This window comes from Paenibacillus sp. FSL H7-0943 (assembly GCF_037963265.1).
In the GTDB taxonomy this organism is placed as follows: Bacteria; Bacillota; Bacilli; order Paenibacillales; family Paenibacillaceae; genus Paenibacillus_AQ; species Paenibacillus_AQ odorifer.
In genome coordinates this window covers 5,727,128-5,752,447 of record NZ_CP150148.1, presented here as the reverse complement: position 1 = coordinate 5,752,447, position 25,320 = coordinate 5,727,128, and the positions used below count along the sequence as shown (strand labels likewise).

The following is a 25,320-nucleotide window of genomic DNA, read 5'->3' as shown; positions in this document are numbered from 1 at the left end:
CCGCTTAAAACGGTTAAAGCAGGCGAATGCTTTTGTCGTGGATAGCTGGTTCTAATTGAACAAGCAAGCATAGAATCGCATGATATGACTAAAAATATAAATAGCCGGGGCCGTGAGGCATCCGGTTTTTTTGTGTTGTTAGAAAATGATATATATAATGAACTTAAGTCGAAGATTAGAGTAACTGATGCGCATTTCATCGTGCCTCACGTTGTATTTTGTACAATAGATTGACTCTAATAGCAGTCGAATTTGAATTCTGTGACACATCTTACATTCAAATTCAGCAGAAACAGCCTTTCTAGAGATTATCACGATAATCTATTGCACGAAGTACAATGTAATGTATCTTCAAGTGAAAGTTAAGATTTTCTGTTGCACATTCTGCAATGAAGCATACGCTCATTTACCGCAATATCCACACACCATTCACGCTCCATGCACGCCTCATTCACGTACCTTTGAGGATGTTTAATTGGTCTAACTATGAGGTAGCGGTAGATATTTATTTCTACGATTGGGTTATTACTAAGGTGAGAGCTTTCTGCGATACGTTTCGCATAATGTTGTTCGTCGGTAGAATATATAAGGTTCATAGTTGGAAGGAGAGAGAGAAAATGTACGAAATCGTACTTATACGTCATGGTGAGAGCCAGTACAATGTACAGAATTTGTTCACAGGCTGGAGTGACCCGGATTTAACTGAGAAGGGTATCCAAGAGGCAAAGACTGCTGGTAAGCTGTTGAAGGACGCTGGGTATACATTTGATCTGGCTTTTGCTTCGGTACTCAGGCGCTCGATTAAAACTCTTAACTATGTACTGGATGAGATGGATTTGCTGTGGATTCCCGTGCAAAAGTCTTGGAAATTGAATGAACGCCATTACGGGGCATTGCAGGGATTAAGTAAAAGCGAGACAGCACTAAAATATGGAGATGAGCAGCTGCATATCTGGCGGCGGAGTTTATCGGTGAGACCCCCGTTGCTGGAGCTTGATGATCCTAGGTATGCCAGAAACGATATTCGCTACAGCAGTGTTCGTCCGGGAGATATCCCGCGTGGAGAGAGCCTGGAGGACACTGTACATCGTGTAGGCGATTTCTGGGGAAACCGGATCGTACCTCTTTTGCGTAAAAAAGAACGGGTGCTTATCTCAGCCCACGGCAATACGCTGCGTGCATTGATTAAATTTATGGAGGATATTGATGAAGCGGCATTACTGGAGCTCAATATCCCTACCGGAGTACCGCTCGTGTACAAACTGGATGAGGACATGAATCCTATCAGTCGCTTTTATCTAGGCGATCCGGAACAGGTAGCGGCCAAGGCGCTTGATGTTGCTAAGCAGGGACATGTGTAATTGGCGTGTAATAAGCGTATAGGCGTACCAGGTGTATTGAGTATGACGGGTGTACAGTAATAAGCAAAACGGGGCGTAAAGGTTAAATAAGCGCAACAGGTGTAATAGGTTATATAAGCGTAACAGGTGTATTAGGTGTAATAAGCATATTAGGGCGTAGCAGGTTGAATAAGCATAACAGGTGTAGTAGGTTAAATAGGCGCAACAGGTGTAATAGGTGGGTTACATGAAAAGATAAAAGGACAGCCTTGGGGCTGTCCTTTTTGTTATTAGTGTGTTTGTGACCAATCAAATGTGCGAAAATGCCGCGTTTAAGGTCAGCTGGGTCCGATAGCGTTGAATGCTAACGTTCCACCAACTCTCCGTAGATCCTGACCAATGCTCGACCAGCCCTCCACTAACGCTCGACTAGTCCTCCACTAACGCTCGACTAGTCCTTAACTAACACTCGACCAACCTCCACCAACGCTCTGCAAATGCTTACGGACTCAGCCGTCGCTATTTGCCCATTTATCGCTATTTGAGCGGAGTTTCGGACTCCAGCGTCGCTATTGCCCAAGAATCGACTCTAATATGGCGTTTTTCATGCCAATAGCTGCGGTGGAGTCCGATAGAATCGCAAATGTGTCAAAAATCCGCGTATAAGGTCAGCTGGGTCCGATAGCGCTGAGGCTAACCTTTCCCCAACTTTCCGTTGATTCTCGACCAACTCTCGACCAGCCCTCAACTAACGCTCGACCACCTTCCACCAGCTCTCGACTAGCCCTCAACTAACTCTCGACCACCTTCCACCAGCTCTCGACTAGCCCTCAACTAACTTTCGACCAACCTCCACCAACGCTCTGCAAATGCTTACGGACTCAGCAGCCGCTATTTGCCCATTTATCGCCATTTGAGCGGAGTTTCGGACTCCAGCGCCGCTATTGCCTAAGATCTAGCGCAAATAGGGTGTTTTTCATGCCAATAGCTGCGGTGGAGTCCGATAGAATCGCAAATGTGTCAAAAATCCGCGTATAAGGTCAGCTGGGTCCGATAGCTAGCGATAGGTGTACGTTGGTTAGACGATATGTATACGTTGGCTAGCGATAGGTAGATGATAGCTGGACGATTGGTACACGATGGTTAGACGATAGCTAGAGCGTTCGCCTCCGCAACTGTGCTCCACACTAAGTCCCAAAAATTAGAGGGCACCCCAGCAGCCATTTCATGGCTTTTGAGGCACCCTCTAATTTTTCTGGGAATTCGCCTAAATCTCCCTACAAAGGTCGATGCAACGTTCCCAGTAGTTCGCCCATTTTTACCTTTGAGTTGACCTCAAGCTTGGGTCTCGGGGTAAAGGTACCGCTTTCCGTGAGCAGCACTACGGTGGAGCCAAACTCAAAATAAGCCAGATCATCGCCTATTTGCCACTCGGCAGCGGTATCATCCGTATAACGAATACTGCTGACGTTCATTGCGCCTACCTTTACTACCGCGGTTTCTCCGTGACTCCCGGCAATATACGTAATGAGACGTTCGTTGCGGTTCAGGACACCCTTCATATGTCGCATTCCGAAATCGTTGACAGGATAGGCCCGTCCGCGAATATAATCGCTCTCCACCTTTTGTCCGGTAAGGGGAGAGTGAATCCGGTGATAATCGGTAGGACTCAAATAAAGAACGAAGAAAAAACCCTTCTTGTACAGCTCCAGATGCGGGGAGTGATTAAGGAGATCCTCGATCTTATAATCCTGCCCTTTTACATTCATAATCGTACCGGCGTTAATGTCACCCATAGCAGTAATCGTTGCGTCTACGGGACTAACCAAAGCGTCAGCGTCGGTTGCAATAGGCCGCATGCCCGGCTTCAGCCGGCGGCTGAAAAACTCATTAAGAGTGAGATATTCTCCAGGATTTTTCTCCGCTTGAGCGGAGGGGATTTGATAAGTCTTAATAAATGCCGGGATAAGAAAACGGCTGATTCTACTATGAGAAAAAGATCCCATTAACCGTGAAAGCCACCGGTGTGAGGATAGCTCGGTCATCAGCCGTAGCAATTGTTTTACCATGCCCATCTCCCTTCCATAATGCAGCAGTACGGTTGTATACGGGTCGTCTCTGCTCTGCATTATATTGACATAGAATAGGAGACAAATCAATAACTGTTATATACCGTACTGTTCGTTTCTATTAAAAAACGCGCATATCCCATAGGTCTGCGATAGCTGTCTTTCCAAATTTCCGTAAGGCCGGCTTTATGAAATCCGTAGCGTTGGTCGCGACCGTTACATTCTATGAAGAAGAGTCGTCCGTCCTTAGTAATGCCTATATCCAGTCCGATATCGGCCAGTCCGGGAAGGTGTTGCTCCAGACACCGCGCGATTGCAAGGCTAAGTATTTCGACAGACATACGGATGTGGGCCGCTGTGGATCTTGAAAAGGCTTTTTCGAGCGCCAGGGAGGAGCTTAACGCTTCTCCTCCGCGGGCTATATTGGAGACAAAGCCCCCTGGGGCAGCCAGTTTGGCGAAGAGCCCAGTGACCTGCCAATCTCCTCCCCAGCCGCGCTGAACGGTGACGCGTAGATCAAAGGGACGTCCTCCAATCTCAGCAAGGGGAATACGTTCTTGTACAAGATAAGGCACGGAGGTTAGGCGTGCGCGGAGCGCTTGTGGCAACGCCGCCGGATTAACGGGAATACTTCTCCAGCGCTGCATCGAAGGGGAGAGGTAGCTCAAGGTCCAACGCTGAGCTCCCTTGCGGACCAGCCGCATGACCCCATTCCCTATACTTCCACGGCAAGGTTTAAGAATGAGATCGGGATAAAGATTCATCATTTCTTTTAGGCCTGAGACTCTCGTTGTTACGGGTAAATATTCGCGAAGCTCCGTATTTTTTTCAAGCAGCTGATGGATCTCATCTTTGCCGTATCGATTACATGTATTGAAAATCAGGGGATAGTGCTTCAGCAGACGCTGCATCCCCGGGCTGTTTTTGCTGTATATTGCCCGGTTATGGATAACAGCAGGCGTAGGAACAACTACGCTATTATATCCATTAACTCCCTTTATATAGGCGGCACTAAAGCCTGTGTCCGTATCGATGTCCGCGAGCTTCAGGAAGCAAGGGACTAAACCGTATGCCGCCGCGGCCTCTTCATAGTTGGATAGAGACTCCTGTCCTGTTTTTAGCCGGGGAACGCCCCGGTGCATATCGGCATTTAGTAATATTCCAACGAGCTTATGCCCCATGTTTGTTCCTCCTGTTTCATCGGTTACATGATCCCTGCTTTTTCTACTCTTGTCATAGTATGTTTGTACCCGCGTGTCAGGGTGGACGAATGCGCGAAGGCAGATGCCTTTTTTTATACATAATCTTATGAAGGCCTCATCGCAAAAGGGTGTCATAAGCCCATACCGCTGCATATGATGCCTAGGAGAAACATTAGATGGAAGGAGGAGACTGCTTGTGAGGGGTTCCAAAAAAAAGCAGCCGCGCAGTCCACAGAAACGACTCTATTTTGTAGATAATCCCAATAAAGAGGAACTGAGTATGCTGGATACCAAAAGCAGCTCTAGAAGCTCGGGGAATAACAGTGACGGAGTCAGTGAAGCAGAGATCGCGGAAGTTCAGGTAAGTGGGGGAGCAATAGCTGAAGTCGTTCTAGAGGAGCCAACTTCTGCTCCAGTTCTACAATTGGAGCCGGAGCTTATAGAGGAAGCGCAGCTTCAGAAACAGGCGGATAATCTTCCTGAAACCGTATGGTTCGCTCCTCCAGAGAAAGAACGTTTTCAGCCCGTTTATACAGATGATCTTTCGGATGCAGCGGTGACCGGAGCCAAAATCGCTCCACGTACCATTGACGGTTCTAAGCTAAAGTTCGGCATTATTGGTACACCTTGGCTGCAAGATTACGCTGTACAGAGTATCAATATCGCGGACAAGGCAGTCACTTCTGCAAAAATCGCACCAGAATCGATAGTGGGCGAGCATTTAGCAGAAGGAAGCGTTAGTGGCGGTAAGCTGCTGGATCATTCGATCAGTGGAGAGAAGCTGAAAAATGGCAGTATTAGTCCAGAGAAGCTGGCTGATCGGATTATAGGCGGCGGTCAAATTGCAGATAAAGCTATTGAGAGCCGCCATTTAAGCGATTTGATTATTACTGCGGATTTACTGGAAGATGGAGCCGTTACTAGTGACAAAATAGGAAGCAGCAGCATCACAAGCCGCCACCTAGCAAACGGCAGTGTTGACCGTTCCAAGCTGGCCGATGCAGCGGTATCTGGCGATAAAATAGCTGATGGTGAAATCAGCAGCTCAAAGCTAGCGGATGCTGTCATTGAAGGCCGCCATCTTAGCGACGCTTTGATAACCGCCAGACATCTGGCCCCGGGAGCGATTGGTTCTGATCAGCTTGCCAGCAAATTGATCGGTAAGGAACAGCTGCAGACGGGTATTATCGAAGGCGGACATTTAGCTGATGGAGCCATAGGCTCCAAGCAACTTGGTGCAGATGTCGTGAGAAGCATCCATTTAAGCCCAGAAAGTGTGAATGGTAATCATATCGGTGATGGCGAAATATCGAGTCGGCATTTGGCTGACCGCAGCATCTCTTTTTTAAAGCTGGCTGAGGGTGCAGTAGGGACTGCACAGTTAGTGGAGCAAGCGGTAACCTCGTCCAAAATTGCTGACCAAAGCATTCTCCCACATAAGCTGGCAGACGAAGCAGTGACCACAAGACATATTGCTAAATCCGCCATTCGCGGACCGCAAATTGCTATGCAAGCCATAACTTCTATTCATCTGGAACGCGAAGCAGTGAATCATTCGCATATAGCTGCGGAAGCGGTCGGCTCGGAGCAGCTCAAGGAAGAAGCTATTCAGACTCAACATTTATCTTCCGGTGCTGTGACTGGAGAACAGCTGGCTTCAGAATCTGTGGGTGGGGAGCATCTACGTGCACAGAGCGTTACTTCAGCCAAGTTGGCAGATGGAAGTGTAAATGCAGCTAAGCTGGCAGCGGGTGCAGTGATTGGCAGCACGATTGCGCGTGAAGTAGTCAGTGGTGAACATATCGCTTTTTGTACAGTGGAGGAAAAGCATCTGGCGGATGCCAGTGTGAGCGGCCGTGTATTGCAGGATGCTGTGGTAAATAAGGATCATTTGGCCACGGGAGCCGTGGAACGAAGACATCTTGGTGAAAATAGTGTGACTTCCGCTGCGATTCAATCGGGCTCAGTTTCAGGAGATAAGCTGGCTTCCGCTGCGGTGAGAGAAATTCACCTGGCAGCAGGAGCCGTGCAGCCTCATCATCTGGCCGATCATGCAGTAACCTCGTTGAAGCTTTCACCGGAAAGTGTCTCAACGGATAAAATCAGTGATTTAGCAGTCACTTCGGCTAAGCTTGCAGACGGCAGCATAGAATCCAGTAAACTGGCGGCGTCAGCAGTTCAAGCGGAGCATTTGTCGGTAAATGCTGTGAGTTCGAAAACCATAAGCGAAAGTGCTGTTCAAAGTAGACATTTGAATCCCGGCAGTGTCAGTGGGGCGCATATCCGGCCGTTGTCTATCGGGAATGGTCATATCCTTCCGAATTCTATTTCTGCAGTTCAAATCCAAGAGGGCAGTATTAATAGCTCTAAGCTGGTAAAAGGTGCCGTGGATTCTCAGCATCTTTCACCTGGTAGTGTAGACGGCAGCCATCTGTGTATCGATACCATTGAAGGCCGTCATATCCTACCGGGTGAGATCACGCTGGCTCATCTGGCGGAAGAGGTACGTAGCTCTGAGTTGCTGCCAGACGGCTGCATAACTGGGGAGAAGCTGGCAGAAGGATCGGTAGATTCCAACCATCTCCTGCCTGGAAGTGTGAACGGAAGCCATTTGAACTCGGGTTCTGTAGAAGGTCGACATATCCTACCGGGTGAGGTCACGCTTGCTCATCTGGCTGCAGATGCATATACCTCCGACTTGCTGCCTGAAGGCAGTATTACCGGGAAGAAGCTGGCGGGAGCATCTGTGGATTCTATTCATTTAGTGTTTGGAAGTGTGGAAGGCGGACATCTGAGTTCAGGTTCCGTCGAAGGACGTCATATTGGAAAAGGTGAGATTACCCTAGCTCATCTCGCCGATGAAACCCGAAGCGCTGATCTGCTGCCAGACGGTAGCATTACTAGAGAGAAGCTGGCGGAAGAATCCGTAAGTTCTATACATCTAGTGCCTGGCAGTGTGGATGGCAGCCATTTAGGCCCAGACACAGTTGAAGGACGTCATATCCGATACGGTGAGATCACGCTGGCTCATTTGGCAAAAGAAACACGCAGCTCTAAATTGCTGCCAGACGGTAGTATTTCTGGAGTAAAGCTGGCACATGCTTCCGTAAATTCAAATCATCTAGTACCTGGCAGTGTGGAAGGCGTTCATCTAAGCTCAGGTTCTGTCGAAGGACGCCATATTGGAAAAGGTGAGATTACGTTAGCTCATCTGGCCGAAGAAACACGTAGCGCTGACTTGCTGCCAGACGGTAGCATCACTCGGGAGAAGTTGGCGGAAGAATCCGTAAATTCTAATCATCTGGTGCCTGGAAGCGTAGATGGCAGTCATTTGAGTCCGGACACAATAGAAGGACGTCATATCCGATATGGTGAGATCACGCTGGCTCATTTGGCCGAAGAAACACGCAGCTCCAATTTGCTGCCAGACGGTAGCATTACTGGGGAGAAACTGGCGGAAGCATCCATAAATTCAAATCACCTTGTACCTGAAAGCGTGGAGGGAACTCATCTGAGTCCGTCTGCAATAGAAGGACGCCATATTGGAAAAGGTGAGATCAAGCTAGCGCATCTGGCGGATGAGGTACGCAGCTCCGAACTGCTGCCAGACGGAAGCATTACTGGGGAGAAGCTGGCGGAAGCCTCCGTAGAAGCAATTCATCTAGTGCCTGGAAGTGTGGATAGAACTCATCTGAGTCCGTCTGCAGTAGAAGGTCTCCATATTGGAAAAGGTGAGATCAAGCTAGCACATCTAGCGGATGAGGTACGCAGCTCCGAGTTACTGCCGGATGGCAGCATTACCGGTAAAAAGTTGGAGGGTGGATCTATTACTGCCTACCACTTGGCTCCTGGCAGTGTCTATGGGGGACACTTAGGGGGGAATGCGGTAGATAGCCGCCATATCCGTGCTGGAAGCATTACTCTGAATCATTTGGCAGAAGAAGTGCGCAGCGCTGATTTATTGCCGGAAGGCAGTATTACAGGCGAGAAGATTGAAGTTGCGACGATTCAGTCTTTCCATTTAGCCCAAGGCAGCGTCTCTGGAGGTCATTTGGCCGGGGATGCGGTGGATGGCCGCCATATTCGATCGGACAGCATCACCCTGAAGCATTTGGCAGAAGAGGTACGCAGTGCGGATTTGTTGCCGGATGGCAGCATTACGGAAGAAAAACTCGCTGAAGGCTCCGTGAGTTCTTCACATTTACAACCATGGAGTGTTTACGGAGAGCATCTTGCTGACAAGATCGTGGCAGATCGGCATTTGCAGCCTGGCATCATCAAATTAGAGCATCTTGCGGATGAAACACGCAGCTCAGCCCTGCTCCCGGATGGCAGTATCAACGGAGCTAAGCTGAAGGAAGGCAGTATCGAGTCCGCTCATCTGACAGAAGGTGCAGTAGGGACAACAGAGCTTCAGGATGAAGCGGTAGTAGCATCCAAAATCTCTTCGTTTGCGATTCAAGCCCGCCATCTGGAAGAAGAGAGTGTTCAGGAATATCATATTTCCCCAGGTGCAGTAAACGGGACTCATCTGGCACCGAACTCTGTAAATACAGATCATCTGTCCTTCAGTCCGATTCAGACAGCTGGGAAGCGAGAAGCACTACAGCAGTTTGGAATGACAGCATTTATGTTCAATGGGGATGCAGAGAGTGTAGAGGTGACCGTATCGTTTGATGAGAGCTTTGGGCATACGGGTTATGTGCTTGTTGCCATGACCAATCAGCCTTACTTCTATGCTTCCTTAAAGAGCAGAGCCAATGGAGAAGCAGTGATTCAAGTGGTGCGGTTGCGCGAAACTCCGCATTTCTATGGGGTTATCTCTTGGATTGCTATAGGTGCTCCCTTAGCTAAACCGGCAGCGGATGATCGCGTATTTGATTGAACCTTAAGCAATTCCTCTTAAAAACAGCAGAGCAGCGAATCTCCTTATTGGAGATCGCTGCTCTGTTTTTTTGGTGGGGAACGGTACTTGTCAGCATCGCCGGGTTTAATCAATCGCTGTGGCTGCGGTTCTGTCCGATAGCCTGGTACTCTAAACATCTGCTACTACTTACGGACCCAAATGGCGTTATTTGCAGGTTTGTTGTCTTTTGAGGCTGGTTTCGGACTCTATGGACCTCTGTCAAGAAAGTGGACAGTCACGCAACAGACATTCTAGTCAATTGCTCAGCAAAACGAACTGGAGAAAGATACCCCAGCGCGCCATGCATTCGCTTGCGGTTATAGTAAAACTCAATATATTGAAAAAGTGTCTGGTAGGCTTGCTCCTTAGTTTTGAATCGCGGATTACAATAAATGAGCTCCTTTTTCAAAATGCTGTGCCACGACTCGATACAGGCGTTATCATAACAGTTACCTCTGCGGCTCATGCTGGACTCCATGCCATACGCTTTCAACTGCTTCGTGTATTCATGAGAAGTATATTGAGAACCTCTATCGGAGTGATGTAATAGACCCTTTTCCGGTTGTTTAGCTTCGTAAGCATCTTGTAAAGCGCCCGAAATCAAGCTAGTTTCCATATGGTTCTCCAAGCGCCACCCCACGATTTCGCGCGTGCAAAGGTCCATCACACTTGCCAGGTACAAGCGCCCTCCCCGGCAAGGAATGTAAGTAATGTCGGTAACCCATACTGAATTGGGTTTGAGTATTTTAAATTGCTGGTTCAGCGTATTCGGGGCAATCGGATGGTCATGATTGGAGTCGGTGGTCTGTACGCGATACGTTTTGGAGACAATGGAGCGAAGCTTCATATGTCGCATGTACACACTCACCGTGCGTTCGGTAACGGTATAACCTTCTTGATGTAACAGGCGGGTGATCTTCGGACTCCCATACCGCTTTTGATGGTCTGCAAAATGATACTGAATTCGCTTCATTATCGCAGCCTTACGAAGCATATGCGTACTGGTTTTTTCTGTCCGCCACTTGTAGTACCCGCTCCGTGACACATGTAGGGTCATGCACATCTTCTCCAAGAGAAACTCGGAGCGATGTTTTTCAATAAACTGGAATCTCAGTTCCTTGGTTTGCTGAAGATGTGCACTGCTTTTTTTACGATCGCTAATTCCTCTTCCACATCGGCAATCTTGTTATCTTTTTCTTGAAGTTGCCGACGCATCTCCTTCAACTGTGCCTCGAGTTCCCGTACTCGATCCACGCTAGCTGCCGGTTCATTCTTTAGTTCTCGATACTGGCTCATCCATTGATGCAGGGTACTTTTTGGGATGTTGAGCTCTTCCGCCAAGTCGCCCACTGTCTTTGTTTGCTCTTGAATGAACTGCACTGTCTGTTTTTTAAATTCTTCGTTATACCGTTGTCGATGTTCTCCCATGTGAACACACCTCCGTGGACTCATTATCGCCAGTCTGTTAACTACTGTCCACTTTTTATTCTAGCTTCACTAGTGACGCTATTGTATAGAAATAGAGCCTTATTGGGTTCTTTTGATGCCAATAGCTGCTATGGAGTCCGTTAATAATCTAAAAGTGTGATAATGCGGCGAATAGGAGCAACTGTGTCCGATAGCGCCAAAGTATAATCATCCGCTGCAGATTCGGTTGTGTCCGATAGTGCAAAAGTATAATCATCCGTTATGGATTCGGTTGTGTCCGATAGCGCAAAAGTATAATCATCCGTTGTGGATTCGGTTGTGTCCGATAGTGCCAAAGTATAATCATCCGCTGCAGATTCGGTTGTGTCCGATAGTGCTGAAGTATAATCATCTGTTGTGGATTCGGTTGTGTCCGATAGCGTCCTAACCTAATCCCCCTGCTGCGGTACTGCGTTCGTTACCGCCACAGATTGTGTCCGCGGCAGCTGGCTATGCGCAATGTATCTAAGCCGAAGTTTGGTGGGGAGTACATTTGTCCTGTTTTCAGAACGACAGGAGACAATTGCCGTTACCCTGTGCGTTGTAGTACATAAACTGTGATGTAACCCTCAGCCTGAAGAATTGGCTCTGTAAGGAAGGTGGATGAGCATGAAGCCCAAACGAACTTCTGCCCGCCGCACAGGGCGGCGGGTCTCTCGGATGAAGCGGCGGACTTCACGCCCAGTGCGGCAAGTCGCTGTAGTCCCTATAGTTAACCATCCTAATCCCTATGTTTCGGTTATTATTCCAGCCATGAATGAAGCTCAGACCATTGCGGGAGTGATATCTGGAGCCAGAGGGGTCCACCCGCGCTGCGAGGTAATTGTGGTCGTGAATGGATCCACTGATCAAACGGCAGGGATTGCACAATCGCTAGGTGCGCGTGTTATTTCCTATGAGTTGCCGCTTGGACACGACGCTGGCCGTAGTGTGGGAGCTGAGGCAGCCAAGGGAGAAATCCTATTGTTTACAGATGGAGATTTGGTGATACCTGCTTCGGGGCTGCGTCCTTACGTCACTGCTGTTAGTGGTGGAGTGGACATAGCGCTTAATGATTATTCCGGTCCGGTCCGGAAGCTGTCCCCCCATCCGGTGGTGCTGTCTAAACATGCACTGAATATTCTGCTTGGCCGTCCAGATCTGAAGGGATGTTCGATGACGGCAGTTCCGCACGCAATCAGCCGCAGAGCACTTGATATTTTAGGGAGCGATTCATTATCACGTCCTCCACTGGCGCATGCCCAGGCAATTCTTAGTGGACTGCATGTGGTAGCCGCTCACAAAGTACCTGTAGGGAAGTTAAATGCGGTGAGGCGCAAGGAAGACGGCATAGATCCATTGCAGCAGTTGATTACAGCGGATCATATGGAGGCTGTATCCCTCTTGCTGGAACATCGGGGGAACAGAGCGGGCTTTGGCGACGGAGCCCGGCGCAGAGAGATGGTGAGATGATGGTTGCAACTTTACGAGGCACAGCAGCTCGAACGGCAAAGAAACGCCCAATCCGTCACAGGTCAGCCAATCGCTCTGTAAAAGCCAACGCTGCTGCTCGCCCGCTTCTGTCTCGGCAATCGAAGGCAGGTAAGGAGACTCTGAAATTACCGAAGTTACGTGGGACTTTGTCAGTCATTATCTCCGCGCGTAATGAGGAGCAGACCTTGTCCCGTCTGCTGCATCAGGTTGCACGGCTTGAACCTGCAGAAATTATTGTCGTACTTAATGGCTGCAGTGATAACTCTTTTCCTATTTCTAGACAACATCGTCAAGCCATTGTAGTACACTGCCCAGAGTCTGTCGGACATGATGTGGGCCGGGCTATCGGTGCAAAGCTGAGTCGCGGGGATATATTGCTTTTTCTGGATGGAGATATGGTCATTCCGGCCTCTCAGCTCGTTTCATTCACGGCGGCTGTAGATCGCGGAATTGATGTAGCTCTTAATGATTTAGACTCACTGATGCCTTCCTTTGGATTATGTGATGATGTCACCCGCAGCAAACTGTTTCTGAATTATGCTCTGGATAGGTACGATCTCGGGGTTAGCTCTATGACAGCTGTTCCTCATGCGCTTTCGCGGCATGCGCTTGAGACCATAGGCTACCGTGAATTAATGGTTCCACCTAAAGCCCAAGCTCGCTCTGTATTAGAAAAGTTACGGGTGGAGAAGGTAGGAACGGTAAATGTTATTAAACATAATCGGCTGCGCAAGGCAAATACAGGGGTTGGAAATGCTGTGGAAAAACTGATCATAGGAGATCATGCTGAGGCTCTACATGAGGTTCTTTCCCGGCGAAAAGCTGGCGGTCTGCTAAGTAGTGAAACACAGCGTGAGTACCGCAGACAGGTAGCCGCTTGGAGGAATCGGATATGACGCTGACGAGTATTATTATTCCAACCTACAATGCGCTGCTCTTGCTGCGGGCCTGTGTGGAATCTATTCGTGCCTACACTCCACCGCCTTATGAGATTATTGTAGTGGACAATGCTTCAACGGACGGAACAGACACCTATTGCCGTGCGAATCATATAACGTTTATTTCATTGCCAGACAATCGCGGCTTTCCAACTGCATGCAATTTGGGGCTACAGCTAGCGTCAGGTGATGAAGTCCTGCTGCTGAATAACGATGTAGTGGTGTCTCAAGGATGGTTAACTAATCTGAAGAGGGCTCTATATAGTGCTCCTGATGTAGGTATTGTTGGACCAGTCACAAACTATGCCAGTGGACGTCAACAGGTGAAGACCGATTATGAAGGTCTGATAGGTTTTCATCAGGCTGCTGAGAGGGCGAACCTTCCAAATCCCCAGAAATGGCTGGAGACGAGACGGCTGGTAGGATTATGTTTTTTATTCAAAAGAGAGCTGCTAACTTCCGTAGGTCTACTGGATGAGAGATTCTCACCTGGACATTACGAAGATGATGATTATTGTTATCGCGCCAGGATAAAGGGATATCGGCTGCTTATCGCCGGGGATTGCTTGGTGCACCATGAAGGAAGTGCAAGTTTCAAGCAAGTTTACAATACCGGACTGCAAGAACTGGTGGAACGAAATCGCAAGATCTTTATAGATAAATGGAATGTAGATCCTATTAATTTTATATGAAGTGCAGATCCGAAGGCAAAGGACGTAGATAAAGAGGAGGAAAGTAAGTGAAAGGAGTCATACTGGCGGGCGGAACAGGATCTAGACTTCAACCGCTGACCCGGCTTATGAACAAACATTTGCTTCCGGTCGGCAAATATCCTATGGTCTGTTACGGCATAGACCGGCTTCGCCGGGGAGGAATTACCGACATTCTTCTGGTCATAAGCAAGCAGTCTGCTGGCCTGTACACGGATTTTTTAGGCAGCGGTGCTGCATTTGGTGTATCTCTGACCTATAAAATTCAGGAAGCTGCCGGAGGCATTGCCGAGGCGCTTGATTTAGCAGAAGGGTTCATTTTCCCAGGGGAACGATTTGTTGTATTGCTCGGGGATAATCTTTTTATGGATGATCTGAAGCCTTATGTGGAGAGTTATCTTCGTCAGCCGGCGGGCACTGCAAAGGTGTTGCTGAAGCCGGTGGAGGACGCGCGCAGATACGGTGTACCTGTGTTTGATAGTCAAGATGCGGCATGGATTGCTTATATCGAAGAAAAGCCTGAGCATCCGAAGACCAATTATTGTGTAACTGGTATTTATATGTACGATGAAGCTGTATTTGATATCATCCGGCAGGTATCGCCTTCCAAGAGGGGGGAGCTGGAGATTACCGATGTAAATAATATATACGCCGCTGATCGCAGACTTAGTTATGATGTGCTTAAGGATTGGTGGAGTGATGCGGGGACGTTCCAGTCTTTGCACGAGGCGGGGGAAAAGTTAAAAGATGCACTGCCATAAGGCAGTGCTTTTTTTGTTGTAATCCTACTATAGATAGCCGCAAGGGCTTTGAAATCACACGTTACTCAGAGAGCTCGAGGGTTAGAAATCCTCCACCAGATTAAATCCTCAGTTTCTTTGTATCTCTCAGAGCCTAGACGCTCCAATACTTTGTGGGAGGCTGTATTATCTTTTTCAGTGTCAGCGATTACATAGACAGCTTGGGGATGGGAGAAGATCCATGCATTAATTGTGTGTAGTGCCTCTGTTGCATACCCTTTTCTTCTATATTTCTCATCAATCCCATACCCTAGAATAACCTCGCCTTTCTCATTCGGGTAACCTTTAAGGATAATGAATCCTATAATACATTGATCCTCCCGATGAACGATGGCCCAGTTCGTTAACCATAGGTAATGGTCGGGGTCCTGCTGCACCTTTTTTAGCCTGATCTGCATAGCATATTGCATTTCATCATCAAGCGCCGCACTGATGGCAGCTAAGCCTAATTGCTGCTGTAGCTCCGAATAGTTATCTATTGCTAGCGTGAGCTCTGGGGCAGTTAAAGGTATTAGATCGATACGCTTGCTTTCAAGCTTCATATATTCCCCACCAACCTTTGGTAAACTCAGGATTGTGCATTTCACATTTTAATCCTTTTAAATGTACTTAGCAATAACGTAATTTTTATGTCATTCCAGTCACGAATAGAGCCTTAACTTGTCGAGGATCCCGGCACCGTCCCGGCTCCTGCCGCATATGCTGTAGCAGGGCGTTTGAGCAAAGGAGACATGAAGGTGCAGAGTAAAATAACTAAAGTCCTGCAGCACATGGCCCATACGCACGAACAGATGGCGCGGATATTAGACGCTGAGCGCCATGTGGCTGTCCGTATGTCGCAAATTGTCCACGATCTGCCAGATGCGGAGCCTGATTTTGATGGGATCAGCGGGATGATCGAAAGCTCAACTCAGGTAAACAAGAATATTATTGCTTACTTGAATGCACTTGCAGATCTGGAAGAAGCGATGGCTGATGGGGTAGGCAGAGTGATTAAGGAATTGAACGGTCAAGAAGAAGAGTAACGCTATAGGAGCAGGAGGCGGAAGATGAGCAGAGAAAAGGCTTATCTGCAAATGCTGGAGTCCACCGCCGCCATCCAGTGGAACGTTGCGTTGATTCTGGAAGCTAAGGCGGTTGAAGCTGAAAAGGTAAAGCAGTGGGCACAGCATCATATCCACGCTAGAGCCTTTGATTCCCACAGTGAGCAACTGAAGGAGTCCCTCTCTATACACGAGGTCATCGTGGAGATGGTCGAAGGGCTGACCAAACTGGAGAACGGACTCTACAGCAATTTAAAAGCAGTGCTGGGCAGTGGTGAAGACGATGGTGGCGGGGAAGGTTTTGGAGACATGTCAGGTGATGGCTTTAGTTTTGGAGAAGACAGCAAATGAGCGGGGACCGTCTCTCTGAACATGCCGTCAAGCTGGAGATGATTCGCTCCATTTCGCGCAGTCAGGCTGCTTTGGCGGCCATCTTGGAGAGCATCGCCGAATTGACGGAGCAATCTGAGTTGACGGCCCGCAAATTGAGCGACAATATCAGGATTTTAAGTGGGTATCAGAGTGCGATGTGCCGGATGATGTCCGGGATTTCACTACATCGTCCTAAACGGGGAATTCCTGCTGCGCCATGGCTGAGCAAGGCATACGCCGTAGGAACCTCCAGAGAACATGGAGCACAGGAGGAATAGAAGCATGAAGAAAAAAAGCCGCAGAACGCTACGTTCAGGCAGAACCCGTAGACGCACATTGCTGCTCTCGCGGAAAGCAAAAGTTCGTAAAGGGCTAGCCCGTAAATCCCGCAGAGTTCTTGCCCGGAAAACTGCTCGTTATGGGAAGTCAAAGAAAGGCCTATTGCTACGCAAGAAAAGAAGACTTCGTCGCAAGCTTGTTCGTAAAGTAAGGGTTGCGCAGCCACCGGTGATTTTGGTACCCGTGAGCGAGGCTCCGCCTGCTCCACAGGTAATTCCGCTCCCCCCGGAGCTGGGCGTTTCGCCGGAAACGCCTCCGGCAGACGCCTTTCAACAGGGCTACACCGAAGCATACAACGTGGGGTTCGACGCCGGTTTCGCCAAGGGCTTCGAGGACGGGCATAAGCTGGAATTCAGCTAGGAGACACAGATGACAAGATCCGCTCCGTCCGTGAGCGGGTCTTGGGGTTTTCGTGCGGACTGGTTTGCTGCGCTGCCGATGTGATAAACTTCATAATGAAAGTGAAAATAATATGAGGTTAAGATGAAGGCAGGGATGATTCATGGGTACTGAGATTCGCAGAGCACGCAAAGATGAGATTGATGAAATTATGGAGCTGATTGCCAAATGCGTACAGGTGATGCAAGCAGGTGGCAGCGATCAGTGGGACGAGCATTATCCGAACCGGGAGATCATCTCCCTTGACATTGAACGTGGCAATCTATGGGTATGTGAGGAGAACAATGCGGTGGCCGGCATTCTAGTGTTGGACGAGCACCAATCCGAGCAGTATGGGAAGATTGACTGGACAGAAACGCAAGGGCCTCATTTAATTATGCATAGATTGGCTGTGCATCCCGAAGTTCAAGGGAAGGGAATTGCGCGCCGTCTTAGCACTTATGCAGAAGAATATGCTCGCCAGAATGGTTATTCCAGTATCCGTCTGGATACATATGCTAAGAACACTGGGGCACTCGCCCTATATCCCAAGTTAGGTTATGATCGCAGGGGTGAAGTAACTTTTCCGGGGCGCACCGCTAATTTCCCGGTGTTCGAGAAGGTTCTAGAAAAGCACGGAAATTCGAAAGCTTAACATAGCAAGAGAACCAGAGGATATCTCAGAGCCACCAAATGGCTGCTGGGATATCCTTTTTTTGTGGAAATAACACCTTTCTCTAAACAAAAAAATTGTTTGATTAGGTAGCATTTGCGCTTACGGAAACCCTGCTCAAAAGGCGATGAATTTGCAAATAGCGTCATATGAGTCCGAAACCCTGCTCAATAAGCGAAAATGTGCAAATAGCGTCATTGGAGTCCGAAATACTGATCAATAAGCGAAAATGTGTAAATAACGTCAGCTGGGTCCGAAAGCATCAGTGGCAGAGTATGACTCGACACTATCGGACCCAGATGACCTTAAACGTGGAATTTTCCCACATTTGGGATGCTATCGGACTCCAGCGCAGCTATTACTATAAAACACACTACATATGGACCTGTTTCGAGGGAATAGCGTCACTGGAGTCCGAAATCTTGCTCAAAAGGCGATAAATGTGCAAATAGCGTCATTGGAGTCCGAAACCCTGATCAATAAGCGAAAATATGCAAATAGCGTCATCTGGGTCCATAAGCATCAGCAGTTGAGTATGACTCGATAGTAACGGACCCAGATGACCTTAAACGTGGAATTTTCCTACATTTGGGATGCTATCGGACTCCAGCGCAGCTATTGGTATAAAACACACTGCATATGAACCTGTTTCGAGGGAATAGCGTCACTGGAGTCCGAAACCCTGCTCCAAAGGCGATAAATGTGCAAATAGCGTCATCTGGGTCCGAAAGCATCAGTGGCAGAGTATGACTCGACACTATCGGACCCAGATGACCTTAAACGTGGAATTTTCCCACATTTGGAATGCTATCGGACTCCAGCGCAGCTATTGGTACAAAACACACTGCATATGGACCTGTTTCGAGGGAATAGCGTCACTGGAGTCCGAAAACTTACTCAAAAGGCGATAAAAGTGTAAATAGTGTCATCTGGGTCCATAAGCATCAGCGGCTGAGTATGACTCGATAGTAACGGACCCAGATGACCTTAAACGTGGAATTTTCCCACATTTGGGATGCTATCGGACTCCAGCGCAGCTATTACTATAAAACACACTGCATATGGACCTGTTTCGAGGGAATAGCGTCACTGGAGTCCGAAACCCTGCTCCAAAGGCGATAAGTGTGCAAATAGCGTCATCTGGGTCCGAAAGCATGGAGGATTATGACTCACCAGTGGTGTGGACGTAGCGAGAGCAGTAGAAGCAGAAGCAGAAGTAGATGTAGATGTAGATGTAGACGTAGCAGTGCAGAAATAAGAGTAGTGTAGGGACAGTAGTAGAAGCAGAAGCAGTAGACGTAGCAGTGTAATAGGCGCAAGGGGAACGTAGAAGTGCAGAAATAAGAGTAGTGTAGGGACAGTAGTAGAAGCAGAAGCAGTAGACGTAGCAGTGTAATAGGCGCAAGGAGAAAGTAGAAGTGCAGAAATAAGAGTAGCGTAGGGGCAGTAGTAGAAGCAGAAGCAGTAGACGTAGCAGTGTAATAGGCGCAAGGGGAACGTAGAAGTGCAGAAATAAGAGTAGTGTAGGGGCAGTAGTAGAAGCAGTATCAGTAGACGTAGCAGTGGAGTGGGCGCAAGGAGAATGTAGGAGTGCAGAAGCAGTGGAGTAGGCGTAGGGGAGAAATACAAGAAGCCGAAGCAGTGCAGAAGTAGCAGTTGAGTAGCAGTAGGGTCGGCATAGGTCAGTTAGATGAATAGAGCTAGACGTACACTTTCGGGCTCTGACTAGTCCACCGTACCGTGCTATATGCACAGCGGTTTAGCACAACGCGTTAGAGTAAGCAGAGATACTGTCCGAAATGGTCGACCTAATCGTGCGAAATGGCCGACTTAATCGAACGAAACGGTTGTCTCTTAAGCCATGAAATAGCTCTTGGATAGCTTATTTTTTATGTTTTCCTGACAGTAAATCTGACGCGAAGTACAGGGTATCGTGATCGAAATTTTCTTCAAACAGAATAATCGTGATCATAAATCGAATTATGTTATTTAACATAACATAAAATTCTAAATCACTTTTATGAAACAGTATTAATAAAACGAAATCGATTTTATATGTCATGTATATTGACATATAACCTGTCTTTAGATTATTATTGGACTATTCAAATTACAAATGAATAGTCTTTTTTTCGTATATCCTTAATAATTGGTTTAAGGGTCTCTACCGGGAACCGTAAATTTCTGGCTACGAAAATATGCTCAGGCATATTTTTGTGGCCTTTTTGTGCTACAAGCGTGAAGTTGTACTGGAATTAACTCAATGAGGGGGAGAAGGGCTATGGGGAATATTTTGATCAAAAATGCCGAAATCATTACGATGAACAAGCAAGAGGAAATTATACACGGGGATGTCCGGATTAAGGATGATCTCATTGTTGAAATCGGCACTGGCCTGATCCCGCAGGGTGACGAGCAGATCATTGATGCTACGAACCGTACATTGATTCCGGGTTTTATCCAGACTCATATTCATTTATGCCAGACGTTATTCCGAGGTAAAGGGGACGATCTGGAGCTGATGGATTGGCTGCGCAAACGAATCTGGCCATTAGAGGCCGCGCATGATGAAGAATCCCTTTATTATTCGGCTATGCTTGGCATCGGCGAACTGATCACCAGCGGCACGACGACGATTGTGGATATGGAGACTGTCCATCATACGGATTTTGCGTTTCAGGCTATAGCTAAAAGTGGAATCCGGGCCTTGTCCGGCAAGGTGATGATGGATCAAAAAGGGGGAGATGTGCCTGAGGCGCTGCAGGAGGATACCGCATCTTCTTTGCAGGAAAGTGTCGATCTACTGGAAAAATGGAATGGTTATGGAAACGGCCGGATTCAGTATGCATTTTCTCCACGTTTTGTGATTTCCTGTACAGAGCCTTTATTAACCGAGGTGCGAGATCTGTCCGCAAGATACGATGTGAAGGTGCATACTCATGCGTCTGAGAATTTAGGGGAAATTGAGATTGTGCAGGCCATGACTGGCATGCGTAACATCGTCTATCTGGACCATCTAGGATTAGCCAATGAACGGCTTATACTGGCGCATTGCGTGTGGCTGGATGCTGAGGAGCGGCGGATTTTGCGGGATCGAGGAGTGCATGTAAGTCATTGCCCGGGTTCCAATCTGAAATTGGCCTCCGGAATTGCCGACACACCAGGGATGCTTCATGAGCATGTTTCTCTTAGTCTGGGAGCGGATGGCGCTCCATGCAATAACAATCTGGATATGTTTAATGAGATGCGATTGGCGGCGATTATTCAAAAGCCTCATCACGGACCCACAACCATGGATGCCCGCAGTGTATTCCGTATGGCTACTATTGGTGGGGCGAAGGCCGTAGGGATGGAGGATAAGATCGGGAGTATCGAGGTAGGCAAAAAAGCAGATCTAGTGCTCCTGAATCTCTACAATTTTCATACCTTCCCCTCTTACGACGTAGATCCCATCTCTAGAATTGTATATTCCGCTACGCGGGCAGATGTGGAGACAACGATAATCGACGGGGAGATCGTGATGGAAAGAGGTTTGCTAAAGACTGTGGATAAAGAAATTGTACTAAATGAAGCTAACCGTTCTATTAAAAGATTACTCACGCATACCTCGATCGTTTGAGGGGAGAGGTCGATTCGGATTCGGATATCTTATCATTCGCAGGGGATCATCACTGGACCCCCTGTTTTTTTATGAGAAAATATGAACATAAGGGAACTAAAGTGCCTTTTGTGAGGTCGTATTAAGTGAGGTGAAGCTAATTGGAACTGGAAGGTCTTCAGCACAGCGAGACGATGAATGAACAGCAACTAAGAGAAATCATGAGCCGTTACGGAGAGGATATATGGAATTATATCTATTATCTTACCAAAAATTCTGAACAAGCCGATGATCTGGCTCAAGAAGTATTCATTAAATGTTATTACAGGATTGGAACGTACCGGGGGAATTCTTCATTTAAAGCATGGTTGCTTACGATTGCCAGGAATACTGTTTTTTCGCACCGGAAATCGCGCTTTTTTCGTTCGGGCTTATGGGGTGGTGTACAGCCATTGTCCACGGTTGATGTGAAGCAGCGGGAAAAAACTATCGAACCTCTTGGCGTAGCCCGATCTGCGGAGATGGAGTATTTGGGTAATCAGTCCATTGGTGAGATATGGGATCTAATTATGGCATTGTCTCCAAAGCTGCGCGAAATATTGGTCCTGGATTTGAAATATGAACTCTCTATAAAAGAAATAGCTGAACTGATGAACTTGAGTCACGGAACGGTAAAATCAAGATTGCACCGAGCGCGGCAAAAAATTCAGAACAAATTAAAGGGGGTAGAATGATGGAGGATCATAAACCGGAATGGTATGCTCAGGCCCGAAAAGGACCTTTTGGAAATGAAAAGTTTACTATGAGGCATGCAGACAACGTCATTCGCCGAATTCAAAAAGATCAACAGGGAGCGAAATCTTACTCAGGAAAAAGACTGCCTGTGCAATTGTTGGCTGTGGCGAGTTTTATTGTATTGTTGGGCTTAGGTGTATTCTTTCTGAACGGAAGGTTCCTCGGTAATGAATCAAGCAACCCTGCGCAAACTGAGGTTTCGTCGCATTTCACGGAGGCTGAGCTACAGCGGAACGCAGATCAGGTGATGCAGAGTTTACTTGGAAAGACTTATCCGCTAGATCACCGGGAATGGCTTAAGGAGCAACAGCAGATATTTTACTCTTACCAGAAAGGTGAGGACTCCGCATATATCTGGATCAATTATGAGACAGGAGAACTGGTGCAAACGAAGATGAGTAGGATTCTGACAGCTGCGGAGATCGACGCTGAAATGAATACCCGTGCGGAAGAGATCAAGGGCAAACTGGGTTATGCGAATGATTCAGCTTATGAAGTGCTCAGATACGTTGAATATGATGTTACACAACATTCTGGCGTGAAAATTGAGAATAACTTTAGGGCGGAGAAATGGCGTATCGGATTTGTAAATGGTGAATTCGATTACGCATCAGCCACGCTTGAGGCCTCGACGGTTTCAGAAGAGATGCGTCAAGCTGGGGAAGAGGCATTGAAGGTGTTGAGAGGTAACGGAGGTGATGAAGAGCTTAGTTTAGTATTTCGGGCTATGGACAAGGATCAGGATACGCTTACGCTGCAATACGGATCAAAGGTTTCGGTTACGTTCGATACTGTTACTAGAAGGATTGAGCAGATTAGTGATACAAATCCTCGTGCTAGTGATAAAACAGATCCCAAACAACTAACGGTATTAGACCGGGAGCTGTCTCTAATTGATGGGGATCGCCTACGTGAGAAGGCAGCACCTCTGCTGACTAAGATATTTAGCGTTGCTGATGTGGGCGAATATAGCTTGCTTAAAAGAGATCAGGAGCCCGGGAATCTCACCTTTCATAAGCTTGGCAGTCCTGAGATCACTGTATATTATGATAGTGATTTAACGATCTGGAAGGTAAAAGAGGATTTGCCAGCAAGCCAGTCTTAGATTGAAAGGCATAACATAATAGGCTTAAATAGGGAGGTTCCACAGCCGAAAAGGCGTGGGATTTCCCTATTTGTAGTGGGAGCGAAAGGTGCACATTTTTGATAAAAAAAGTAAGTATTGTTATACTAGAACAATCTGATATTTTACAGAAAAGATGAATAGAGTTCATAATCAGAACAAATGAAAAGGTAAGAGGGGATTAAAACGTGAAAAAGCACGGGCCGAATCGAGCTCAGTTCTATATTGTTGTCCTGCTGCTATGGTTGAAGCTGCTCCTGCTGAGAGTGCTGTTCTTTGATAGAATTGCTTGGGAATGGATTGCAGCAGATGTTGCTCCAGTCCTCTTCATCATGGGGATACTGACGGTCATTACTCCTTCGCGGGTGAGAACAGCTGTCTATTGGACATTTAACGGGATATTATCGCTGCTGCTGTTCGCAGCCAGTGTATATTTCAATCACTTTGGTTCTGTTCCTACGTATCTGGCTTTATATGAACTGAATCAGGTATTTCAAGTGAAGGCAAGCGTAGAATCAACGATACAGACTATTGATTATTTATTTTTCGCTGATTTTGTGATCATGGCAATGTATGTCTTGATCCGCAGATGGAAGCATGGAAAAGCCTATCCGCGTGAGCGTGAGCGATTCAGCTCCCGGAACACACGATTGGCACATATGATGGTGATTCTGGTGGCTATTCTTGGAGGTTTTGCTTTATCGGCCAATTCTGTCAATTCTGCGCGGGGAATTACAAATGAGCTTGTGCAGGCAGAAAGTGCCGGATTCCTGAATTATGAGGTCGTTGCCGCAATTAAGGTCAAGGAAGATAACAATCTCATTGGAACCGGAGATATTAAGGATACCATCGCGAAGATTGATGAACTACAAGCTTCCTATCCTTATAGTAGTAAGGCCGCGGGCACAGCACCTGAGTATTTCGGCTCGCAAAAGGGCAAAAATGTAATTGTCATCCAAATGGAAGCTTTCCAAAACTTCCCGCTGCATCAATCCCTGAAGGGTCAAGAGCTGACTCCAGTGTTGAACAAGTTGGCAGATGAGGGATTTTACTTCCCCCATGTCTACCAGCAGATTGGTCCGGGCAATACTTCTGACGCTGAATTTATGAGCAACACGTCGATTTATCCAATCGGGACCTTGGCAATGTCCACTGGATTCGGGGACAGAGAACTGCCGAGCCTACCACGTCTGCTGAGAGATAAAGGATATGAGGCGTACACCTTTCACGTGAATCAAGTGGGCTTTTGGAATCGGAATGAGCTATATCCTGCACTTGGATTTAACGGCTATTATGATAAAGATTATTTTACCAATGATCATTTTAATGCGTTTGGTGCTTCCGATGAACAGCTTTATATTACGGGTGTCGAGAAATTGGCAGAGCTGCAGAAGAAAGGAACCCCTTTCTACGCACAAATGGTGACGGCGTCCAGCCATCATCCCTTCCAAATTCCGGACTCTTTTAAGAAGATATCAGTGCCTGATGAGTTAAAAAACACGATGCTTGGCGATTATTTGACTGCTATTAACTATACTGATTATGCCATTGGAACTTTAATAGAGGGTTTGAAGAAAAATGGAATGTGGGATAACACTGTGCTGGTGATGTATGGCGATCATTTTGGCTTGCAGCCGCAGGATGTGCCACCGGAGCAAGTGGAAAGTGCACTGGGGATTCCATACGATTCCCGAATCAGTCGCTTTAATATTCCATTGATTGTACATGTACCAGGAATGGAGCAAGGGAAGGTAGTAGAGAGAACCGGTGGACAGTTGGATATTCTTCCAACAATAGCTAACCTATTGGGGGTTTCTTTAAAAGAAGAAGGTTATACAGCATTTGGTCATGATCTCTTGAACATTGATCGTAATGTGTTAGGGATGCGGTATTATTTGCCTTCTGGTTCTTTCTTTAATGATGATATTCTCTATGTGCCTGGTAAAGATTTTGCTGATGGTAAAGCTGTGTCGTTGGATACGCTTAAGCCAGTATCGGATTTCACAAAATATCAGACTGATTATGAGTATATTTTGAAGCTAATGAATTTGTCCGACGAATATGTGAAGCTGTTACCACAGAGATAGGGGGAAT

At 47.3% G+C, this 25,320-nt stretch carries 21 protein-coding genes and 1 riboswitch; of the genes, 15 read left to right on the top strand and 6 right to left on the bottom strand.

The features are described 5' to 3' along the window. The first annotated feature begins 617 nt into the window (after window positions 1-617). Window positions 618-1,361, top strand: a complete 744-nt coding sequence (gene gpmA, locus NSQ55_RS25150) for a 2,3-diphosphoglycerate-dependent phosphoglycerate mutase (RefSeq protein ID WP_076141983.1) — start codon at window positions 618-620, stop codon at window positions 1,359-1,361. Window positions 1,362-2,617: 1,256 nt separating this feature from the next. On the opposite strand, the gene asd is transcribed toward gpmA, so the two are convergent. Further along, window positions 2,618-3,409 carry an archaetidylserine decarboxylase gene (asd, locus tag NSQ55_RS25145; protein WP_076130450.1) on the bottom strand — a complete coding sequence of 264 codons (792 nt, stop codon included), beginning with the start codon at window positions 3,407-3,409 and terminating at the stop codon, window positions 2,618-2,620. An 86-nt stretch (window positions 3,410-3,495) separates the two neighbouring features. Continuing rightward, window positions 3,496-4,590 (bottom strand): YheC/YheD family protein, encoded by a 1,095-nt coding sequence (locus tag NSQ55_RS25140; protein WP_339169644.1) that lies wholly within the window; start codon window positions 4,588-4,590, stop codon window positions 3,496-3,498. A gap of 217 nt (window positions 4,591-4,807) precedes the next feature. Here NSQ55_RS25140 and NSQ55_RS25135 point away from each other — a divergent pair, with 217 nt between their 5' ends. Further along, entirely contained in the window at window positions 4,808-9,496 is a 4,689-nt protein-coding gene (locus NSQ55_RS25135) for a WIAG-tail domain (protein ID WP_339169643.1), read from the top strand. 256 nt (window positions 9,497-9,752) lie between these two features. Here the strand turns inward: NSQ55_RS25135 and NSQ55_RS25130 are convergent, their stop codons facing one another. The 3 genes from NSQ55_RS25130 to NSQ55_RS25120 all read right to left on the bottom strand — a co-directional run bounded on the left by NSQ55_RS25130 (window position 9,753) and on the right by NSQ55_RS25120 (window position 11,280). Further along, entirely contained in the window at window positions 9,753-10,616 is an 864-nt protein-coding gene (locus NSQ55_RS25130) for an IS3 family transposase (RefSeq protein WP_256715073.1), read from the bottom strand. Window positions 10,617-10,627: 11 nt separating this feature from the next. Further along, complete coding sequence (locus tag NSQ55_RS25125; RefSeq protein ID WP_076305695.1) at window positions 10,628-10,945, bottom strand: transposase; 318 nt, start codon at window positions 10,943-10,945, stop codon at window positions 10,628-10,630. 140 nt (window positions 10,946-11,085) lie between these two features. Continuing rightward, window positions 11,086-11,280, bottom strand: coding sequence for a hypothetical protein (locus NSQ55_RS25120; protein ID WP_339169641.1), 195 nt, complete (start codon window positions 11,278-11,280; stop codon window positions 11,086-11,088). A gap of 313 nt (window positions 11,281-11,593) precedes the next feature. Between NSQ55_RS25120 and NSQ55_RS25115 the strand changes: the two genes are divergently transcribed. Genes NSQ55_RS25115 through NSQ55_RS25100 form a run of 4 tightly spaced genes read left to right on the top strand, consistent with a single transcriptional unit; the run spans window position 11,594 to window position 14,866 of the window. Next, window positions 11,594-12,436: a glycosyltransferase gene (locus tag NSQ55_RS25115; RefSeq protein WP_249267796.1), complete on the top strand. Its 843-nt coding sequence runs from the start codon at window positions 11,594-11,596 to the stop codon at window positions 12,434-12,436. After that, complete coding sequence (locus tag NSQ55_RS25110; RefSeq protein WP_111505479.1) at window positions 12,433-13,353, top strand: glycosyltransferase; 921 nt, start codon at window positions 12,433-12,435, stop codon at window positions 13,351-13,353. Before NSQ55_RS25115 ends, NSQ55_RS25110 begins: the two co-directional genes overlap by 4 nt. After that, entirely contained in the window at window positions 13,350-14,087 is a 738-nt protein-coding gene (locus NSQ55_RS25105; protein WP_339169638.1) for a glycosyltransferase family 2 protein, read from the top strand. Before NSQ55_RS25110 ends, NSQ55_RS25105 begins: the two co-directional genes overlap by 4 nt. Before the next feature lie 47 nt (window positions 14,088-14,134). Continuing rightward, a complete protein-coding gene (locus NSQ55_RS25100) occupies window positions 14,135-14,866 on the top strand; it encodes a sugar phosphate nucleotidyltransferase (protein ID WP_076208710.1) in 732 nt (243 codons plus the stop codon). Window positions 14,867-14,931: 65 nt separating this feature from the next. Here the strand turns inward: NSQ55_RS25100 and NSQ55_RS25095 are convergent, their stop codons facing one another. Continuing rightward, window positions 14,932-15,447, bottom strand: a complete 516-nt coding sequence (locus tag NSQ55_RS25095; protein ID WP_076195275.1) for a GNAT family N-acetyltransferase — start codon at window positions 15,445-15,447, stop codon at window positions 14,932-14,934. A 195-nt stretch (window positions 15,448-15,642) separates the two neighbouring features. Here NSQ55_RS25095 and NSQ55_RS25090 point away from each other — a divergent pair, with 195 nt between their 5' ends. From NSQ55_RS25090 to NSQ55_RS25050, 9 genes are all read left to right on the top strand, one after another. Continuing rightward, on the top strand, window positions 15,643-15,930 hold the full coding sequence (locus NSQ55_RS25090; protein WP_036679726.1) for a hypothetical protein: 288 nt from the start codon (window positions 15,643-15,645) through the stop codon (window positions 15,928-15,930). A gap of 24 nt (window positions 15,931-15,954) precedes the next feature. Then, on the top strand, window positions 15,955-16,299 hold the full coding sequence (locus NSQ55_RS25085) for a hypothetical protein (RefSeq protein ID WP_036679724.1): 345 nt from the start codon (window positions 15,955-15,957) through the stop codon (window positions 16,297-16,299). Beyond that, complete coding sequence (locus tag NSQ55_RS25080) at window positions 16,296-16,598, top strand: hypothetical protein (RefSeq protein WP_051491084.1); 303 nt, start codon at window positions 16,296-16,298, stop codon at window positions 16,596-16,598. The genes NSQ55_RS25085 and NSQ55_RS25080 overlap by 4 nt, the downstream gene beginning before the upstream one ends. Then, window positions 16,579-17,019 carry a hypothetical protein gene (locus tag NSQ55_RS25075; RefSeq protein ID WP_339169631.1) on the top strand — a complete coding sequence of 147 codons (441 nt, stop codon included), beginning with the start codon at window positions 16,579-16,581 and terminating at the stop codon, window positions 17,017-17,019. The genes NSQ55_RS25080 and NSQ55_RS25075 overlap by 20 nt, the downstream gene beginning before the upstream one ends. Before the next feature lie 142 nt (window positions 17,020-17,161). After that, window positions 17,162-17,692: a GNAT family N-acetyltransferase gene (locus tag NSQ55_RS25070; protein ID WP_076302427.1), complete on the top strand. Its 531-nt coding sequence runs from the start codon at window positions 17,162-17,164 to the stop codon at window positions 17,690-17,692. A 2,130-nt stretch (window positions 17,693-19,822) separates the two neighbouring features. Next, window positions 19,823-19,921, top strand: a riboswitch (purine riboswitch). A gap of 70 nt (window positions 19,922-19,991) precedes the next feature. After that, window positions 19,992-21,329, top strand: coding sequence for a 5'-deoxyadenosine deaminase (locus NSQ55_RS25065; RefSeq protein ID WP_076130441.1), 1,338 nt, complete (start codon window positions 19,992-19,994; stop codon window positions 21,327-21,329). Window positions 21,330-21,469: 140 nt separating this feature from the next. Further along, complete coding sequence (locus NSQ55_RS25060; protein WP_076272754.1) at window positions 21,470-22,042, top strand: RNA polymerase sigma factor; 573 nt, start codon at window positions 21,470-21,472, stop codon at window positions 22,040-22,042. Further along, the gene (locus NSQ55_RS25055) at window positions 22,039-23,208 is read left to right on the top strand and encodes a hypothetical protein (protein WP_339169629.1); all 1,170 of its coding nucleotides are present in this window, start codon (window positions 22,039-22,041) and stop codon (window positions 23,206-23,208) included. The genes NSQ55_RS25060 and NSQ55_RS25055 overlap by 4 nt, the downstream gene beginning before the upstream one ends. 206 nt (window positions 23,209-23,414) lie before the next feature. Then, window positions 23,415-25,313 carry an LTA synthase family protein gene (locus NSQ55_RS25050; RefSeq protein WP_339169627.1) on the top strand — a complete coding sequence of 633 codons (1,899 nt, stop codon included), beginning with the start codon at window positions 23,415-23,417 and terminating at the stop codon, window positions 25,311-25,313. Window positions 25,314-25,320 lie beyond the last annotated feature (7 nt).

What these genes read in the sequence shown, in the direction of transcription:
- NSQ55_RS25115 (WP_249267796.1), top strand. Translation starts at nt 11,594, where the DNA reads ATGAAGCCCAAACGAACTTCTGCCCGCCGCACAGGGCGGCGGGTCTCT.
- NSQ55_RS25055 (WP_339169629.1), top strand. Translation starts at nt 22,039, where the DNA reads ATGATGGAGGATCATAAACCGGAATGGTATGCTCAGGCCCGAAAAGGA.
- NSQ55_RS25085 (WP_036679724.1), top strand. Translation starts at nt 15,955, where the DNA reads ATGAGCAGAGAAAAGGCTTATCTGCAAATGCTGGAGTCCACCGCCGCC.
- NSQ55_RS25125 (WP_076305695.1), bottom strand. Translation starts at nt 10,945, where the DNA reads ATGGGAGAACATCGACAACGGTATAACGAAGAATTTAAAAAACAGACA.
- NSQ55_RS25070 (WP_076302427.1), top strand. Translation starts at nt 17,162, where the DNA reads ATGGGTACTGAGATTCGCAGAGCACGCAAAGATGAGATTGATGAAATT.
- asd (WP_076130450.1), bottom strand. Translation starts at nt 3,409, where the DNA reads ATGGTAAAACAATTGCTACGGCTGATGACCGAGCTATCCTCACACCGG.
- NSQ55_RS25095 (WP_076195275.1), bottom strand. Translation starts at nt 15,447, where the DNA reads ATGAAGCTTGAAAGCAAGCGTATCGATCTAATACCTTTAACTGCCCCA.
- gpmA (WP_076141983.1), top strand. Translation starts at nt 618, where the DNA reads ATGTACGAAATCGTACTTATACGTCATGGTGAGAGCCAGTACAATGTA.
- NSQ55_RS25065 (WP_076130441.1), top strand. Translation starts at nt 19,992, where the DNA reads ATGGGGAATATTTTGATCAAAAATGCCGAAATCATTACGATGAACAAG.
- NSQ55_RS25105 (WP_339169638.1), top strand. Translation starts at nt 13,350, where the DNA reads ATGACGCTGACGAGTATTATTATTCCAACCTACAATGCGCTGCTCTTG.
- NSQ55_RS25080 (WP_051491084.1), top strand. Translation starts at nt 16,296, where the DNA reads ATGAGCGGGGACCGTCTCTCTGAACATGCCGTCAAGCTGGAGATGATT.
- NSQ55_RS25110 (WP_111505479.1), top strand. Translation starts at nt 12,433, where the DNA reads ATGATGGTTGCAACTTTACGAGGCACAGCAGCTCGAACGGCAAAGAAA.
- NSQ55_RS25140 (WP_339169644.1), bottom strand. Translation starts at nt 4,590, where the DNA reads ATGGGGCATAAGCTCGTTGGAATATTACTAAATGCCGATATGCACCGG.
- NSQ55_RS25075 (WP_339169631.1), top strand. Translation starts at nt 16,579, where the DNA reads ATGGAGCACAGGAGGAATAGAAGCATGAAGAAAAAAAGCCGCAGAACG.